The sequence below is a fragment of the Mycobacterium sp. NGS26 genome (assembly GCF_059813025.1).
Genome location: NZ_JCALDU010000002.1, coordinates 678378 through 691693, shown reverse-complemented (window position 1 = coordinate 691693; position 13316 = coordinate 678378). Strand labels below are relative to the sequence as shown.

Below are 13316 nucleotides of genomic sequence, written 5' to 3'. Positions count from 1 at the left end.
GCATCTCGGGCGGGCCCGCGATGCGGTCCGTGCGACGCCGCCGAAGTGGAACAATGGCGCGTGTTCCAACGGCCCCCCTCACGAAGTTGGTGACCTTGCGCCAGGCCGATAGTGTCAGCCCAGTCGATGCGGGTCACCGCGCGGCGGAGACGGGATTTCGCCCGGATATCGAGGGCTTGCGCGCCGTCGCGGTGTTGGGCGTCGTCCTTTTTCACGCCGACGTACCCGGCGTGGGTGGCGGCTACGTCGGCGTGGACGTGTTCTTCGTTATCTCGGGCTTCCTCATCACCGGGCTGCTGTGGCGCGAGGTGAGCACCACCGGCACCGTCCGGCTGCGCCGCTTCTACGGGGCGCGGGCCCGCCGGCTGCTACCGGCGTCGGCCACCGTGGGCGTCGTCACCGCGATCGCCTCGGCCGCCCTGTTGCCCCTGCTGCAGGCCAAGACCGTCATGGGTGATGGCATCGCGAGCGCGTTGTACGTCGCCAACTACCGGTTCATCGTCCAGGGCGTCGACTACCTGGCGGCCAACCTGCCGCCGTCGCCGTTCCAGCACTACTGGACCCTGGGCGTGGAAGAGCAGTTCTACCTGGTGTGGCCGGCCATGATGATCGGCACGGCGTGGCTCATCCGGCGTGCGCGCCGCACCCGGGCGCGGGCCACGCAAGGCCCGTACCTGGCGGTCCTCGTGCTGGTCGGGGTGGTGTCGTTTGCGATGTCGCTGGTGGTCACCTACGTGACGCTGCCCGTGGCGTTCTTCTCGCTGCCCACCCGGGCCTGGCAGCTGGCCGCCGGCGGCCTGGTGGCGCTCACGGCCGGCCGGTGGCGCCGACTGCCGCCACTCCCCGCCGCCATCGCGGGCTGGGCCGGGCTGGCGCTGATCCTGCTGGCCTGCACGCTGTTCGGCACGAACACGCTCTATCCGGGCACCGCCGCGCTGGTGCCCGTGCTCGGCACGGTGCTGGTGATCGGCGCGGGCTGTGCCGCGGCTTCCCGAGGATGCGGCCGCCTCCTGTCGGTGCCGCCGATGCGGGCGATCGGCCGGGTGTCGTACTCGTGGTACCTGTGGCACTGGCCGGTGCTGGTGCTCGCACCGCCCTTGCTGGGCCACCCGCTGGGGCTGGCCGGCAAGCTGGCGACGGTCGCCATCTCGGCCGGGCTGGCGGTGCTCACGCTGCACCTCATCGAGAACCCGTTGCGCTTCGCCGCTGCCCTGCGCCGGTCTCCACGCCGCAGCCTCGCGCTCGGCGGTGCCGCCACCGCGGTCGCGGTCTGCGCGAGCCTGGCGCTGCTGGTATCGGTGCCCACCCCGGTCGGCCGCGGCGAGCCGGCCGCGCCGCTGACGGTCACCGTGCCCCCGACGGGCCACAACGTCGACGCATACGACGCGGCGGTGCGGGACGTGTTCGGGCAGGTGCAGGCGGCGGTCGCGGCATCCGCCGGGCTGAAGGCCGTGCCGTCGAACCTCAACCCGCCGCTTGCCGACGCGGCGGCCGAACTGCGGGCCCTGCTGCTCAACGGGTGCCTGCTGCGGGCTTTCCAGATCAGCCAAGTCAGACAGCCGGAATGCGCGACGGGTGACACCGCGTCGACGACGACGGTTGCCCTGGTGGGCGACTCGCATGCCGCGATGTGGGCCCCGGCGTTCCAGCGGCTCGCCGAGCAGCGGCACTGGCGGCTGGAGACCCTGACCAAGGGGGCCTGCCCGTTGCTGAACCTGCCCATCGCCAACCCCCTCCGTCGCTGGGTCACCCACTGCGAGCAGTGGCGCGACGAGGTCCTCGACCGGTTGCGCGCCGAGCGCCCGCGACTGGTCGTTGTGGACATGGCGCGGGGCTATCGTGCCGACCAGAGCTGGCAGCCGGGTTTCACGTCATATGACCGGGTGTGGTTCGACAGCCTGACCCGCCTGGCGCAGCAGCTGCGCGACACCGGCGCCAGGGTGCTGGTGCTCGGGCCCGTCCCGAGCCAGCAGGCGGCGGTGCCGATCTGCCTGTCCGGGCACCTCGGCGACGCGACGGCATGCGCGTCGCCCAGCGCGACGGCGGTGAACAAGCCCGGCATCGCGGCCGAGACCGCCGCCAGCAACGCGGGCGGCGCACAATACGCCGACCTCACCGAGCTGTTCTGCACCGCCGAGCGCTGCCCGGTCATCGTCGGCAACACCCTGGTGTACCTCGAGGGAGGCCATATCACGGGCGAATACGCGCGACTGTTGGCACCGGTGATGGGGGTGTTGGCCGACCGCACTCTCGCCGCGGGGTGAGCTGCCGCCCAAGTTTCGGTGGCGCGACGCAAGCCCCGGATATGATCGACCGGATCTCGTGCAGGCAACCCGGAAGGCTTTGGCTCTTGTCAACATCCGTGCTCGTCACCGGTGGGGCCGGGTTCATCGGATCCGCGCTCGCTCGCCGCCTCGTCAAGGAGGATTACGACGTTGCCGTGATGGATGTCCTGCACCCGCAGGTGCACGCCGGACATCAGCCGATCGACCTGCCGCCGTCCGTGCGGTTCTTCACCGGCGATGTCAGCCATGCCCCCGACTGGGATGCGGTGCTCCGGTTGTTTCGCCCGTCCCAGGTCGTCCATTTGGCGGCGGAAACCGGAACGGCGCAATCGCTTTCGGAGGCGACGCGGCACGGCTCGGTGAACGTGGTGGGCACCACCCAGCTCCTCGACGCCCTGAGCCGATCGGAGATCGTGCCCGACCAGCTCGTCCTGGCATCGTCACGGGCCGTGTACGGCGAGGGCGCTTGGCGATGCGGCGAACAAACCTTCTACCCGCGCCCTCGCAGCCACGCTCAGCTGCTGGCCGGCAGCTGGGATCCCCAGGGGCCCAAAGGCGAACCGGCGGTGCCGCTGCCGAGCCACGCGGGGCAGACCGAGCCCCGGCCCACCAACATCTACGCCGCGACCAAACTCGCGCAGGAGCACATGTGCGCGGCCTGGGCGGCCGCGCACGACACCAATCTCAGCGTGCTGCGTCTGCAGAATGTCTACGGGCCGGGCCAATCGCTGACCAATTCCTACACCGGAATAGTCTCTCTCTTCGCGCGATTGGCGCGTCGGCAACAGTCGTTGGAGGTCTACGAAGACGGTCGGATCGTGCGCGATTTCGTCTTCATCGACGATGTCGTCGACGCGTTGTTCGCGACGGTGCAGAAACCCGCCGTCGAGTCGCGCTGCCTCGACATCGGGTCGGGCACCGCGACCACCATCCATGAGCTTGCCCGCATGGTCGCCGCCATCTGCGGCGCCCCGGAACCTGTTGTGGTGCCGAAATTCCGCGACGGCGACGTACGCGCCGCGAGCTGCACCATCGGGCCGGCGAAGGACGCGCTAGGCTGGCATCCGAGGTGGACGCTCGAGGACGGTCTGCATTCACTGCTCGAGTGGATCGACGAACAGCCCCAATTGCCTTCGTAGCCAAGCGATCACCCGACGGCCCGCCGTGCCGTCAGCCAACCCGCCTCTTGCGCGCGAGATCTTCCAGCAGATCGACGGCGGTCGCAACGCTTTCGGCGGGTTTGGTCATCCGGGTCGCGATCTCGCGTGCCCGCGCGGCGTATTGCGGTTCGAGGATCCGGCGCAGGTCCGCCACCAGTGATTCTTCGGTGGCCGAAAAGTTCTGTGCGGTACCCACTTTCAGTCGTTTGACCTGGGCCGCCCACAGCGTCTGGTCGAGGAACGTCGAAAGGATCAACTGCGGAACGCCGGCGCGCAGGCCGGCGGCCGTGGTGCCCGCGCCACCGTGGTGCACGACCGCCCGGCAGGTCGGAAAGATGGCCGCGTAGTTCACCGTGGCCACCACCTTGACGTGCTCGAAATGGGCGAGGTCGCTGAAGTCGGTCTCGGCTGCGCAGACCAGCGCCCGCTCGCCCAGCTGCGCGCAGGCCGCGCCGATCATGGCGATCGTCTCGGCGGGGGATTTGACCGCCGTGCTGCCGAAGCCGAAGAAAATCGGCGGCGTTCCCGCGGCAATCCACGACGCCACCTCCTCGTCGGCGTCCGTCGGCAACTCCAGCGTCAGCGCGCCGACAAAGGGCCGCTGGGCTTCCCATTGCGCCCATTCGGCTGCCAGCCCGGGAAAGCACACCTCGTCGTAGGCCTGGATTTCCAGCGTTCCGCGTTCGGCGACCCGTCGCGACCAGAGCTTTGTGGCCTTCGGCAGGCCCATTTTTCGGCGCTGCGCGTTCTCGAACCTCTTCGTCATGGGCCAGCCCAGCCAGTCGTTCACCGACATCGCCGAACGCGCCAGCCGCGCCGGGAGGACCGGCAGGAGCTGGCCGGTCGGCCGCATCGGGGAGGTGTGCAGCAGCGCCAACGGAAGGTTGTAATACTCGGCGACATCGAACGCGGCCTCCTGGCCGATGATCATGCTGAGTAGCGCGTCGGCACCGTCGGCAAGCGAAATCAGCGTCGTGGTGATCTCGTCCCAACTCCGGGCGACCAGCCGCCAGTCTTCGCGCCCCAACCTGACCAGATCCGGGACGTTCCAGAACTTGCGAAGACGCGACAAGAAGTCGCGGTGCAGGTCCTGCCACGTCCGGGCGTCCGGCCCGCAAGCGACCGCCGTAAGACCGACCGACTCGACGAAGCCAACCAGGTCCGGCGCGACAGCCATGCGCACTTCGTGCCCCCTGCGCAGCAGCTCGCGGCCGAGGGCGGCGCAGGGCTCGACGTCACCGCGAGTTCCATAGCATCCCAGCACAAACTTCATCGCGCAGCTTCAGCCTTTCACTCGGCGCGTTCAACCCTAATACCCGCGACCCATCGGATACCCGGATTCCGAAGGCCCGCGCTACGCCCAGGTGCCCCTGCGCCGATGGGCTATGGCGGCGACCTCGTTGACCAGCTTCCAGACCAGCGGCGGGACAACGCTGTTCAGCTTGTGGAAGCGGTGAAAATCCTCGAACACGATCGAGAACGCACGTACGCTCGCCCGATACGCCTCGAAAACGCCATCCAGCCCAGCGCCATCCCAGGACTCGTCCCGCGTGGCCGCGCGCAGCGTCTCATAGACTGTGGACATCCAGTCGGTGCCGAACGGCTCTGTTACCGGACCGCTGTATCGCTGGCGCCGAAGGTCGGGTTTGACGAACTCATCGATCGCGGCCTCGTCACGGGTGTCGAGATCGATCGCGAGCGCCGCGGAGATCCGCTTCACCTCCCGGCGCCAGTCCTCGAGGAGGTTGGCGTACTCGACGAACACGCGCGGCAAACCGCGCGTTTGTCTCTCGGCCAGGAGGAGGTATTTCAACCACAGGGCGCTCGAGAACTCCTGCGAGACGCGGGTTTTCGCGCCAACCGACGCGTTGACCTCCTCCGGGTGGCGCACCGCGATCACGGTCGCGACGTCGAATCCGGCCTCATGTGCCGCCTCGAACCACACGCCGGTCAGCAACGTGATCCTGGGGTCCTTGATGACGACGACCGGCGCGGCCGGCAGCTTGGCCAGGAACGCCCCGATCTCGGTGACGCAGGCCGCCTTCTCCTCGGGGTCGAGCGCGCCATGCTCCTGCAAGCGCAGCGACGGGTCGTAATGGGCGCTGCCGTTGCGGCGCAGGATTACTTCGTTCAGGTAAACGGCTTGGCGCGGCTCCCAATAGCCACGCGGATTGTCGGAGTTGGCTCCCAGCATCCCGGCCGGAGACGCGGCGCCGCACAGCGAGAGAACTCGGGTGAGCGCCGCTGTTCCGGAGCGGCCCGAGCCCAGCACGAACACGAGGACCGGCCTGGCAGCGGTCCCCTTCCGAGCGTCGGCGGTCACGGCGCCCACCTCCCCCTTGATGCTCCGTGGCGCGCAGGAGCGCGCCGCTCCACCATAAATCGGTCGGTTGGCGGGCCGGCCCGGTGCCGTCGGTGCATCGGTTCGAAAAGCCTTTCCACGTTGGTGGCCGCCGCGGCAACGTGGTCGATCTGCGCCGACGCCGGACGGATGGAAGGAGACCCCGCGGCGCGCGCACCACTTCGGCCCCCGATCATGGCGGGATAATAGCCGCCATCCGGCGCCGTTGGTCGGCTTTTCGTGCGACTCTGGTGCTACGTGGAAGACCGTGTGGGCGAAGCGGCAGTGGAAGCCGACCGCCGTGAACGCAGTAGGCGTCCCAATGCTTTCGATCGCTCGTATGCGTATTCCAAGAAGCGCAAGCAGTATTCCCAACAGGTCAGGTAAACGATCGAGATCCGCCGCCCGCCCAGCGGGTAGTAGCCATGGAAGTCCCACAGGCGCCGCAGTTCACGGCAGACCACGCGGGCGGGCATGTTCGACGAGATTCCACCTCCGTCGAAATCGCACAGCACACGCCGGATCGTGATCGGCGTCCGTTGCAACGCGGCCCGGAAAATGAATTCTTGGTCGGCGGCGAACCCGAATTCAAGGTTGTAAAGGCCTACCTTGTCCACCAGCGACGACCCGAAGAACGACGCTTGATGTGGAACCCCCTGCCAGCGAGGCCAGCCGGCGACGAACCAACGGAGGTGAAAAGGCATCGGGCCGCCATAAATTCGCCCCCTCTTGATTACGCGATACATGCCGTAGCCCCACAGGTCACGCGCCGGCCCGTGGCCCGAGATCGCCTCCGCGACCTGAGCCACCGCGTCGGGATCGGAAAATCGATCGCCCGAATGCATGAACCACAACAGGTCGCCCGTCGCGTGGGCGATGCCCTGGTTCATCCCGTCGTACCGTCCGCCGTCGGGTTGGGACTGCCAATAGCTGAAGCCCGGCTCGCACCCGGACAGATATTCCACGACGGCGTCGCCGGATCCACCGTCGATCACGATGTGCTCGATGCGTCCCTCGTAACGCTGCGCCCGCACGCTGTCCACCGTGCGCTTGAGCCCGTCGAGGTCGTTCAGGGAGATCGTTATCACCGAGACGGTTGGAGCCGACGTCACCGGCTTCCCTCTCGCCCCACTTTGTCCGCCCGACGCCCGGCGCCACTTGCGTCGAAAGGCGCCATGGCAAACCTCCTGATGTTCCGCCGTGTCAAGCACCGTAACCGTACATTAAGCCGCGTCGGGTCGGCGCGACTTCAGCGGGCGCCGACGCCCGCCTGCCCGAGGTCATCTGTCGAGCTTGGAATAGATTCAGGCAGAACAGAACTGGCGATCATCCGCCCGCGACATGTCAGCGACCGACGAGCGCGCGATCGGCCAGCGCGCCCATCACCGGCGCCAACAACCCCGAGTACTGGAGCGTCAGGTGGATCCGGTCGAAATACACCAGGGTGTTGCCCACGATGACCGGGCAGCGGTCGGCGGTGCAGAACAGTGCGGTGATGTCGGCGTATTGCCCGTCGCCGGCCTTGGTGGCGGCGATCTCGGCCGCGATACCGACCTGGTTCACCGCCGACGACCGTGCCGGCGAACACGCCGTCGCATCGTCGAGGTGGCCGGAGAGGCATTCCGGCACCCTCGACTGCGGATCCGGGATGGGCCCGAGCACCAGCACCTGCGCGTTGGTGCCGCGCAACTGCCGCACCAGCCGGGTCAGGCGATCGATCCACGCCGGGTCGTACGCGTCGAAGGTATCGGCGTGGTAGATGCGCGAGATGCTCAGCACGATCAGGCGCGGGTGTTCGGCCTGTAACCGGGCGAGGATCTGACCGCGCCACTGCTCGCACTCGGTGTACGTCCGGCGAAGCTGGGTCTCGGTGTAGGGCAGGTCCAGCAATGGGCAGCCCGCCTTGGCCATGGTCTCCAGCCGCCAGTGCCGCTGGTCGGCGACCCGCTCGAACGCGCGGCTCCACATCGCGGCATCCGAGTCGCCGACCAGCGCCACCGTCGTCGCCGACGCGGTGTCGCCCGTCGCGCACTCGGGTTGTCCCACCTGGAGAAAGTTGCGCAGGCAGCCGCTGGGCCCCATGGTCGTTTGTTGGGCTGCGGCGTCGGCAAGCGGCGGATCGAGGTTCGACGGCACGGCGGTCACGTTCGCCGAGGCCGCCACCGCGGCCTGCACCTGGGCGAATGCGTTCCGCACCACCGCGTCGTACGGCTCGACGTTTCCCCCTGCCGGGGGCGGCCCCACGGTGACGGCCAGCGTTGGAGCCGCGGGGCCGCGGCCGACCGGCAGGGGTATCAGTACCAGCAGCGCCACGCCCACACCGACGGCCACCGCCGTGGCGGCGCCGCCGAGCGCGAGGCTGCGGCCCGCCGACCGGCGGATCGAAGGGGCGAAGCGCAGCGGGTTCTCGACGAAGCGCAGCGTCAGCACGGCCAACCCGCCGGAGATGACGACCGTCGCCAGCCTGCCGGCCAGCCCCAGCGGGTGTCCCAACAGCGGCGCCGCGAGCACCAGCACCGGCCAGTGCCACAGATACCACGAGTACGACACCTGCCCGACCGCCCGCATCGGCGGCAGCCCCAGCACACGGCCCACCCCCCGCGCGGACGCGGCGCAGCCCGCGCCGATCACCAGCGCCGTACCGAGCACGGGCAGCAGCGCGGCGGTTCCCGGATAGGGCGTGGTCGTGTCCAACCGGGTGCACGCCCACAGGATCACCCCCAGACCTGCCCATCCCCCGATCGCGGCGAGCGGTGCCGGCAGCCGGCCCCACTGGGTGGCCGTGAGAGCCACGAGGCCGCCCACCGCCAGCTGCCAGGCCCGGGTGGGCATCGAGAAGAACGCGGTGGGCGGCAGCGTGCGGGTGATCGCCAGCGACATCGCGAACGACACCACCGCGACCAAGGCAAGGACCACCAGGTACGGGCGCCTCGACGATGCGCCGTCGGCCCGGGTGTAGCGCCGCACCAACCGGACGAGCAAAGCCGTTCCGATGATCATGGGCGGCCACACCAGGTAGAACTGCTCCTCTACCCCCAGCGACCAATAGTGCAGGAACGGCGACGGGTCCTGGTTGGAGAAGTAGTCGATGGCATGACCGAGGAACCACATGTTGCCGACGTACAGCGCGCAGGCGATGCCGTCACCAAAGATGCCCCGGACCTGCAACGGGACCAATAGGACAGCAGACGCGATCATGGTGACGACGCCTACCGCGGCCGACGCCGGCAGCAGGCGCCGGGCCCGCGCCCCGTAGAACCGGCGCATCCGGACGGTTCCCGCGGTGCTCACCTCGCGCCACAGCAGTCCGGTGATCAAAAAGCCCGAGATGACGAAGAACACGTCCACGCCGACGAACCCGCCACCGACCCCGGGCACGCCGGCATGAAAGAGGACGACGGCCAACACGGCGACGGCGCGCAGGCCCTCGATGTCGGAGCGAAATCCCGTGTGCGCCGGGCGCGCCCCCGCCGCGGAAGAATCGCCGTCGCCGGCCGGCGGCGTCGAAGGGCTGCGCCGGAACAAGATACGTTCTCGAATCCGCTGATGACGGTTCGTTGCCGGCAGACCGGTCAATTAGAGCTTGCCCCTCCGTGATCCCACTCTCGACTTGTGTCCACCGACAAATTCCGGGCCGACAACGCGACACAAAGACTGTCGCGCACCTTACTCCACGCTCGCCCGCCCGGTGCGAGATTCGGGTCGGGCTGCCGTGCTAGGCGCATTCATTGTCTTAGCGCGCCGGCGTTTGCCCGATACCAAGCCACCGTCGCCTCGATACCGTCCCGCAGCGCGATTTCCGGGCGCCATCCCGCCTGCCGCAGAACGGAGACGTCGAGCAGTTTGCGCGGTGTTCCGTCGGGTTTGGTTGGGTCCCAGCGGGTTTCGCCGCGGTAGCCGACGGCTTTGGCGACCATGTCGGCGATCTCCCTGACGGTGTGGTCGACGCCGGTGCCCACGTTGACGTGGTTCGGCCCGTCGAAGTGTTCCAACAGGAACAGGCACGCGCTCGCCAGGTCATCGACATGCAACAGCTCGCGCCGTGGGGTCCCGGTGCCCCAGTTCGTCACCTCCGGCGCGCCGCTGGCTCTGGCCTCGTCATATCTGCGGATGAGTGCGGGCAACAGATGCGAGCCCGACGGGGAAAAGTTGTCGCCGGGTCCGTACAGGTTGGTCGGCATCGCCGAGATCCAGGCCAGGCCGTATTGCCGCCTGACGGCCTGGACCTGGAGGATGCCGGCGATCTTGGCGATCGCGTATGCGTCGTTGGTCGGCTCCAGCGGGCCGGTGAGCAGCGCGCTCTCCTTGATGGGCTGCGGCGCGTACTTCGGGTAGATGCAGGAGGAACCGAGGAACAGCAGCCTCGGCACCCGCGCGGCCACCGAGGCGTCGAGCAGGTTGACCTGGATCTGCAGGTTTTCGGACAGGAAGTCGGCGGGGTAGGTGTCGTTCGCCATGATGCCGCCGACGCGGGCCGCGGCGTCGATGACGACCCGGGGCCGTGATTCGAGAACGAAGTCGAACGTCGCGGCCCGGTCCGTCAGGTCGAGTTCGCTGTGCGACCGCACCAGGAGGTTGTCGAACCCCTCGGCCCGAAACCTGCGTAACAGGGCGGAGCCGACCAGCCCGCGGTGCCCGGCGATGTACACCGGAGCTGCGCGGTCAAGCCGGTCGGCCGATGTGTCCATCCCCCTGCTCAGCTCCAGCCGGGAAGCATCGGCTTGTCGATCCAGGGCCTGCCGTCGCACTCCAATGCGGCGATGTCCGCGTCGACCATGATCCGGGCCAGCTCGGCGGTGTGTATCGAAGCCTTCCACCCCAGCGATCGGGCGGCCTTGGTCGCATCACCGACGAGCGAATCCACCTCGGTGGGGCGCAGATAGCGCTCGTCGAATTTCACATGCTTTTCCCAGTCGAGCCCGGCATGGTCGAACGCGGTCTGGGCGAACTCGCGCACGGTGTAACCGTGTCCCGTCGCCAGGACGTAGTCGTCGGGGTCGGGCGCCTGCAGCATCCGCCACATTCCTTCGACGTATTCGGGTGCGTACCCCCAGTCGCGGACGGCGTCGAGGTTACCCAGATAGAGGTGCGAGTCGATACCGGCCTTGATCCGGGCCACGGCCCGCGTGATCTTTCGGGTCACGAAAGTCTCACCACGGCGCGGTGACTCGTGGTTGAACAAGATGCCGTTGACCGCGAACAGCCCGTACGCCTCGCGATAGTTGCGCGTCGCCCAGTACGAGTAGACCTTTGCCGCACCGTATGGTGAGCGCGGGCAGAACGGTGTCTGCTCGTTCTGCGGCGGCGGGGACGCGCCGAACATCTCCGACGACGACGCCTGATAGAAGCGACAGCCAACCTTGGACAGGCGAACGGCCTCGAGTAGTCGCATCGATCCCATGCCGGTGGTGTCGCCGGTGTAAACGGGTTCGTCGAAGCTGACGCGCACGTGCGACTGCGCCGCAAGGTTGTACACCTCGTCGGGGTCGATGACGCTGAGCAACGTCACCAAGCGGGTGCCGTCGGTGAGGTCGCCGTAGTGCAGGAAAAATCGTGCGCCCTTTTCGTGTGGATCGACATAGAGGTGATCGATCCGCGACGTGTTGAAGGTCGAAGCCCGACGGATGAGCCCGTGGACCTCGTATCCCTTGCTCAGCAGCAACTCGGCCAGATACGAGCCATCCTGTCCGGTGATCCCCGTTATGAGCGCTCGCCGCACCTGATTCCCATCCCTGTCGGTTCGACGGCGGGACTCGCCGCCAGCCTCATAGTAGATGTCCAGGGCAACCGCCATTCAGCGACGACCTCGCGGCAGCAAATGTTAAGGTCGTGCTTCGCTCAAACCGGGCAGGGCGCATGGCATTCATCCGTTGAGGAATTCGATTTGGCTGACGGCGAGCTGGATCCGCACGAGGCGGAACACGTTACGTGGGACGCGATCGTCGTGGGCACCGGCATGGGCGGCGGGATGCTGGGTTATTCGCTGGCCCGCTCGGGGCGCCGGGTGCTGTTCGTCGAGAAGGGCCGCTCGACGCTGCCCGGGGCGCCGGGCACCATTCGTTCTTCGGAGCCGGAAGTGGCCGAGCCGCTGGCGAGCCGTTCCGTGGCGACCTACCACGACGCCTTGGCCCGGGCCGGACGCGCCACCGACGAGATCGAGTTCATGAACGGACGCTCCTCGCGGCGGTTGGTGCCGTTCCTGGGCAGCGGGACCGGCGGGTCGTCCGCCCTTTACGGCATGGTCTGCGAGCGGTTCTTTGCTCGCGACTTCACTCCCCGGCAAGACTTTCGGGACCCCGGCGAGTCCACCGTGCCCGAGGCCTGGCCGATCACCTACGACCAGATGCGGCCGTGGTACGCGGCGGCGGAGAGGCTGCTGGGGGTGCGCGGCCAGCCCGATCCCCTGCGCCCGGAGGCGGCCGAGGTGGATCTGCCTGCAGCACCGCCGTTTTCGGCGGACAACCAGCCGTTGGTGGACTACCTGACGGGCCTGGGACTGCATCCCTACCACCTGCCGATGGCCTGCGATTACACCGACGGCTGCACCACCTGTCAGGGCTATCTGTGCCACCAGTCGTGCAAAAACGACGCCGCCCGCAATTGCCTGACGCCGGCGCTGGCCGAGCACGGCGCGCAGCTGCTGACCCAATGTCGGGTGGTGCGCCTGGAGGCCGACGCCACCCGGGTCCGGCAGGTGATCTGTGAGCACCCCTCCGGCACGCTGACCCTCAAGGGCAAGGTGGTGGTGTTGGCCGCCGGGGCGCTGATCACCCCGGTGTTGCTGCTGAGTTCCCGCTCCGGTGATTGGCCACGCGGATTGGCCAACGGCTCGGACTGGGTGGGGCGCAACCTGATGCGTCACCTGATCGACTGGGTCGAGATCTGGCCGCAACGCGACTGGAAGGTCAGAGACCCGAACAAGGAGATCGGGCTGAACGACTTCTACTTCTGGGAGGGGCAGAAGTACGGGACCGTGCAGTCGGCGGGCGCGGTGCCGGCCATGGAGGTCCTGACCAACCACCCGGGCTGGCAGAGTAAGGCGCTGCGGCCGATCAGGCCGGCGCTGCGTCCGCTCTACCAGCATTTCTTCAACAGCGGGCACCTGCTGGCGCTGATCATGGAGGACCTGCCCTATCTGGACAACCGCGTGCTGCCGTCCGATTCGTCGGGCGTGGATGGTAGCCAGCGTCCGCGAATCGAATACCACCTGCACGCCAGCGAGATTCAGCGCCGCGCGGTGTTCCTACGGCAGTTGAAGCGGGTCCTGAAGCCGTTTCGCAAAATCACCCTGCGCGGCGCCACCAACAACACGGCCTTGGCCCACGCTTGCGGCACGTGCCGGTTCGGCACCGATCCCAAAACCAGTGTGCTGGACCCGAACAACCGGGCACACGAAGTGGACAACCTCTACGTCGTCGACGGCTCGTTTTTCCCTTCCAGCACCGGGTTGAACCCCAGCTTGACGATCGCGGCCAACGCCTTGCGGGTGGCCGCTCACGTCAACCAGGCGCATTTCGCCAACTGATCGAA

Annotated in this window: 9 protein-coding genes; 3 read left to right on the top strand and 6 right to left on the bottom strand. The window is 68.0% G+C overall.

Going from position 1 to position 13316, the window contains the following annotated elements; translation table 11 throughout:
* Positions 1-53: 53 nt before the first annotated feature.
* Positions 54-2264: an acyltransferase family protein gene (locus AC5Y6X_RS09485; protein WP_499986078.1), complete on the top strand. Its 2211-nt coding sequence runs from the start codon at positions 54-56 to the stop codon at positions 2262-2264.
* A 98-nt stretch (positions 2265-2362) separates the two neighbouring features.
* On the top strand, positions 2363-3424 hold the full coding sequence (locus AC5Y6X_RS09480) for an NAD-dependent epimerase/dehydratase family protein (protein ID WP_499986488.1): 1062 nt from the start codon (positions 2363-2365) through the stop codon (positions 3422-3424).
* Between the two features lie 31 nt (positions 3425-3455).
* Here AC5Y6X_RS09480 and AC5Y6X_RS09475 read toward each other — a convergent pair whose 3' ends face one another.
* The 6 genes from AC5Y6X_RS09475 to gmd all read right to left on the bottom strand — a co-directional run bounded on the left by AC5Y6X_RS09475 (position 3456) and on the right by gmd (position 11505).
* The gene (locus AC5Y6X_RS09475; RefSeq protein WP_499986077.1) at positions 3456-4718 is read right to left on the bottom strand and encodes a glycosyltransferase; all 1263 of its coding nucleotides are present in this window, start codon (positions 4716-4718) and stop codon (positions 3456-3458) included.
* An 81-nt stretch (positions 4719-4799) separates the two neighbouring features.
* The gene (locus AC5Y6X_RS09470) at positions 4800-5768 is read right to left on the bottom strand and encodes a sulfotransferase family protein (RefSeq protein WP_499986076.1); all 969 of its coding nucleotides are present in this window, start codon (positions 5766-5768) and stop codon (positions 4800-4802) included.
* A 272-nt stretch (positions 5769-6040) separates the two neighbouring features.
* Positions 6041-6898: a glycosyltransferase family 2 protein gene (locus tag AC5Y6X_RS09465; protein WP_499986487.1), complete on the bottom strand. Its 858-nt coding sequence runs from the start codon at positions 6896-6898 to the stop codon at positions 6041-6043.
* Between the two features lie 232 nt (positions 6899-7130).
* Positions 7131-9311 (bottom strand): acyltransferase family protein, encoded by a 2181-nt coding sequence (locus tag AC5Y6X_RS09460; protein ID WP_499986074.1) that lies wholly within the window; start codon positions 9309-9311, stop codon positions 7131-7133.
* 200 nt (positions 9312-9511) lie between these two features.
* A complete protein-coding gene (locus AC5Y6X_RS09455; RefSeq protein ID WP_499986073.1) occupies positions 9512-10474 on the bottom strand; it encodes a GDP-L-fucose synthase family protein in 963 nt (320 codons plus the stop codon).
* An 8-nt stretch (positions 10475-10482) separates the two neighbouring features.
* Entirely contained in the window at positions 10483-11505 is a 1023-nt protein-coding gene (gene gmd, locus AC5Y6X_RS09450) for a GDP-mannose 4,6-dehydratase (protein WP_499986072.1), read from the bottom strand.
* A gap of 165 nt (positions 11506-11670) precedes the next feature.
* On the opposite strand from gmd, the gene AC5Y6X_RS09445 reads away from it, so the two are divergent.
* On the top strand, positions 11671-13311 hold the full coding sequence (locus AC5Y6X_RS09445; protein WP_499986070.1) for a GMC oxidoreductase: 1641 nt from the start codon (positions 11671-11673) through the stop codon (positions 13309-13311).
* Positions 13312-13316: the final 5 nt, after the last annotated feature.